Genomic DNA, 5,029 nt, shown 5'->3' with positions numbered 1-5,029 from the left:
CCCATAACGGCCGTGGCCGCAGCGGTGTTCACGCCCACAGGAGCGCCTATCATCTGGGTGCGGGCGCTCGTGAAACCGGCGCCCCCCGGCAGCGTCACGGGGCGACCCGCCAGATAGTCGTTCAGGGCCATGCGCATATCGTTGGCCGTAGCAAAGCGGGCCTGGGGGTTCTTCGCCAGGGCCACCATGATGATATCCTCGAGATCGGGGTCGATATCGGGGTTGATGGCCGACGGCGGGGTGGGTTCGTCCTTCACCTGCTGCATGGCCACCGACACGGCATCGGGGCCGTCAAAGGGCAGCTTGCCCGTAGCCGCTTCGTACAGCACGATACCCAGCGAGTAGATGTCGCTGGCTGCAGTGAGGTCTTTGCCCTGGGCCTGTTCCGGCGAAATATAGTGCGCGGTGCCCAACACCGCCGAGGTCTTGTCGTTCACGGAGTTCTTGGCTCGGGCGATGCCGAAGTCCATCACCTTCACGTTGCCGTCGGGCTGCACCATGATGTTCTGGGGCTTGATGTCGCGATGGATGATGTCCTGATTGTGGGCCACAGTCAGCGCCTGGCACACCTGGCTGCCGATCTCGGCGGCTTTGCGCTGGTTGATGGCACCGCGCTGCTGGATAGCAGTCTTCAAGTCGGATCCGCGCACGAACTCCATGACGATGAAGTAGGTGTCGTCATCATGGCCCCAATCGTACACGTTCACGATATAAGGGCTCTGCAAGTTCGCCGCCGAAGCCGCTTCCTGGCGGAAACGCTGGGTAAACGAGGGATCGGCCGCAAACTGCGGCAGCATCACCTTCACAGCCACCACACGGCCAAGCGTGCTGTCTTGGGCTCGGTACACCTCGGCCATACCGCCGATGCCGATGCGGTCTTTTATCTCGTAACGGCCGTTGAAGACCTTGCCTGTCATGGTTCCCTGTCCGGTCACTTTCGTTGCTCCTTAACGTTCCATCTGCTGCGTTTGCGTTGCTGTGTGTCTATGGACTCGCGTAAGTTCCTTCATTCTACTATAGCGCCCCCGTCACTTCGAGAGCTGTCTTCATAACGTCATGGGCCGCGCTGGCGCCCGCGCCCGACTCGCCGCGCTCGATGGCCACTGCCACCACGACCTTCGGATCGTCGGCCGGGGCGAGCCCCACAAACCAGCTGTCGTCGTCGCCGTCTCCACGCTCGTGGGTGCCCGTCTTGCCAGCCACGGACACGCCATCAATAGCCGCCCGCGAACCGGTACCCTCGGTCACCACACCCTTCATCACTTCGATTTCCTCTTCGGCCGTCTTCTTGTCGATGGCCTGCTTCAGCTTCATCGGAATAGGCGTGAAGCCCCGTTCCCCGTTGGCGTTGTAAATGCCGTCCACCAGGTAGGGCTTCATGAGGGCCCCCTCGTTGGCGATAGCCGATCCTACCATGCACATCTGCATGACAGTGGCCTGGGGACCAGCTGGGCTCTCGTGCTCGCCCACCGGCTCGCCGCAGGCGGCCCACGCCGTCTCCCATTCGGTCATTTCATCGGGGTCGGGCATGAGCGACATGGCCAGGGGCAAATCGAAGTCAATCTGCTCGTTGAAGCCGAAACTGCACGCCATGTTCACGAGCAGGTCGGATCCCAACTGCACGCCCACCTGGCCGAACACGGTGTTCGAGGAATACCACATGGCCTGGGCCAGAGTGATCTTGCCGTAGGAGCGCTTCTTCACGTTGGTGACCGGCGCGTTGCCGATGTCCATCTCGCCGGGCGAGTCGTAGATGGAGTCGGACTTGGCGATACCGTCTTGCAGGGCGGCGGCCAAGGTGACCGTCTTGAACGTGGAGCCCGGAGCGTACAGGGCCTGGGTGGCGCGATTGTACAGCTCCGACGAATCAGTACTGTTGTCGGCCGCCGCGGTCAGCAACGCCTCGTAGTCGGCGGCGTCGTAGGTAGGCGAGGAAGCCAGGGCGTACACGGCGCCGGTTTCCGGGTTCATGGCCACAATGGCACCCACTTTGCCGGCCAGGGCCTCCTGAGCCGCCCGCTGAATCTTGGAGTCGATGGTCAGGGTAACGTCGTTGCCCTTCGTCTGAATGCCCGCCAGAGAGTTCACCACATCGGTGAAGCTCGCGAAGTTCTGCTCGCCGCGCAGCGTGTCGTTGTAGGCCGCCTCGATGCCGGCAGTACCGAACTTCTGGGACGAGTAGCCCACCACATGGGCCGCCAAATCGCCCGCAGGATACTCGCGACGGTAGCCGCCGTCATCCTGAAGCACCGATTGGGCCAGCACCACCCCGTCAACGGTGGAAATAGTGCCGCGTTCCATCTTCGCCTGGCGAGCGATGGTGTGGTTGTTGCTGGGCATAGCTTGGTACTCCGGCGCCTTGAACACCATCAGGTAAGTGAGGTTGGCGACGAGCACAGCGAACAGCGCCGAGAAGATGATCATCGTACCGGTAAGGCGTTTGCCGAGCGCCACACGCCCGAGCACGGCATCTCCGCCGTGGGCGCCGATGGCCCCGGTCTGGCGCATTTCCTCGCCCACGCCCGTGCCCTCGTCGCCGCAGCGCAGAAGGCAGGCCAAAATGATGAAACTGGCGATGAGCGACGAGCCGCCCTGGCTGACGAAGGGCAGCGTGATGCCCGTCAGGGGGATAAGGCGGGTGACGCCGCCGACAATGATGAAGGCCTGGAGCACGATGATGGAGGTAAGGCCCACAGCCGTGAAGGAGCTGACATCGGACTTGGCTCGGGCCGCCGTCACGATGCCGCGAATGGCGAAGCACAGGTACAGCAGCAGCATGCCCGCTGCACCCATAAGGCCCGCTTCCTCGGCAATGACAGGAAAGATGAAGTCGCTCTCGGCTACGGGAATACCGCCGGCGGACACCGGGCCGCCACCCATGCCGCGACCGATGCCGGTGCCGAACAGGTCGCCATCGGCGATGGAGAACAGCGACTGCACCAACTGGAAGCCGCCCTCCTGGGCGTAGGCGAAGGGGTCGAGCCAAATTTCCACGCGGGTGCGCACATGGCCCATGATGCCATAAAGCGCCACGGCCGCAATTGCAGCAAGGCCGATGGACACCACCAGATACATCTTCTTGCCCGTGGCCACGTACAGCATGATGACGAACACGCTGAACAGCACAAGAGCCAAGCCCAGGTCCTTCTCCAGCACAACCACCACGAAGGCGAGCGCCCACATGATAATGAGGGGCAGCAGCGTCGGCAGGCTGGGCAGGTGCACCGGACCCACCTTCTGGGTGAACACCGACAGCATCTCGCGGTTGGCCGCCAGATAGGCCGCAATGAAGAACACGATGAGGATTTTGGCAATCTCACCAGGCTGGAAGGTGAAGCTGCCAAAACGCAGCCACAGGCGAGCGCCGCTAATTTCGGTGCCGATGACGGGAATCATGGGCGAGAGCAGCAGCAAAATGCCGACGATCACCAGGGTGTATTTGAACCCGGCCAGCTTGTCGAGATTACGCACAAGCGCCAGAGTGACCACGAGCAGGGCCACGCCAATAAACAGCCAGACAACCTGACCAACAGCGTGATCAGGAGAAATGCGCGTGACGAAGGCGATGCCGATACCCGAGAGCGCGAATGTGATGGGCAAAAGCGCCGGATCAGCCGCAGGCGCGAGCCAACGCACGGCCAGATGGGCCACGATGAAGGCCGCGAAAATGCCGAGGGGAACCCCCAGCGTGTTCACGGAAAGCTCCTGACCGCCCGTGACCACCATCATCGCGAACAGCACGATGACGATGGGCGAGGCAATGACGAGAAGCAGCAGCTCTATGTTGCGGCGCGTCACGAGCGCATCACCTCGCAGGTTGCGCCGGGTCGGCTGCGGGCGTCGCCGCAGGCTGCGCACTCTCGTCAGCAGGAGCGGCGTCGCCGGAGGTCGGAGCGCCGCCATCAGGCTGGGCTCCCCCGGGTACCGCCCCCTCAGAGGACGGCGGCGCATCGGCGCTGCCACTCTGCTGCCCAGCCGCAGCGGCCTGGGCAGCAGCAGCTTCGTCGGCGGTGCGACGTTCGGCGATTTCGGTCTCGTATTCCTTCACCAGCGACTCGGCGGCGTCCAGATTGTCCACTTTGATGCCCTCTTCACGCAGGCGATTGGCCGTTCCCGGCTGCAGATCGTCGGTGGAAACCTCGGTGGCGCGCACGAGCTTGTGGGCCGAAAAGCCAAACAACTCTCCGGGAACTCCCTGATAAATAGCTACTTTTCCATTCTGATCGACCAGATAGGCGGAATTGGTCGCCAGGTAGTTGAATCCGTACACGCACCCGGCCAGTACCGCCACCAGCAGCACGCCGAGCATGATAGCCGTCGCGCGGGCGCGGCGGGTCATCTTACGCTGACGCTGCTCGGCCAGGCCGGTCACATCCACCACGATGACAGTCACATTGTCGTAACCGCCCAAACCGTTGGCCTCGTTCACGAGCTGCGCGGCGCAGCGCTGCGGGTCGCTCGCGTTCTTGAGAATTTTCTCGATCTCGGGGTCTTCCAGCATGGTGGACAAGCCGTCGGAACACAAAAGCAGACGGTCGCCTGCCTCCACGTTGATCTCGAACAGGTCGGGCTGGGTGCGCGGGTCGCTGCCCAGCGCGCGAGTGATGACCGAGCGCTGGGGGTGCACCCGGGCCTCGGCCTCGGTAATCTGCCCCGCCTCGACAAGATCGGCCACAAGAGAATGGTCGCGGGTGAGCTGCTGGAGCTTCCCTTGGTGCAGCAGATAGGCACGCGAGTCGCCCACCTGGGCGATGACCAGGCGTTCTTTCTCCAGGATAGCGGCAGTGCAGGTGCAGCCCATACCCGCACGGCCCACACCCTCCCGTGCCGCCTTGATAACAGCCAGGTTCGCCTCTTCCACCGCCTGGCCGAGCGCGGCCGCATCGGCGTGGTCGGGCGAGCGCTGCGAGATAACATCTACGGCGATCTCAGAGGCCACCTCGCCGGCGGCGTGGCCGCCCATGCCGTCGCACACCACATACAGCGGGGGCGCCACCGCCAGAGAGTCTTCATTGTGGTCGCGCACGCA

The 5,029-nt window shown here is 63.4% G+C and carries 3 protein-coding genes; all 3 read right to left on the bottom strand.

What is annotated here, in order from left to right; all coding sequences use genetic code 11:
* Positions 1 to 917 (bottom strand): protein kinase domain-containing protein (locus ACTOXK_RS12020; RefSeq protein WP_482279994.1); only part of this gene is annotated, 917 nt, incomplete at its 3' end.
* A gap of 97 nt (positions 918 to 1,014) precedes the next feature.
* Positions 1,015 to 3,798, bottom strand: coding sequence for an FtsW/RodA/SpoVE family cell cycle protein (locus tag ACTOXK_RS12015; RefSeq protein ID WP_217968729.1), 2,784 nt, complete (start codon positions 3,796 to 3,798; stop codon positions 1,015 to 1,017).
* Positions 3,799 to 3,805: 7 nt separating this feature from the next.
* A partial coding sequence (locus ACTOXK_RS12010; protein WP_482279993.1) for a Stp1/IreP family PP2C-type Ser/Thr phosphatase occupies positions 3,806 to 5,029 on the bottom strand: 1,224 nt, incomplete at its 5' end.

The organism is Adlercreutzia sp., from assembly GCF_056795635.1.
This window is presented reverse-complemented; position numbering and strand designations above follow the sequence as displayed.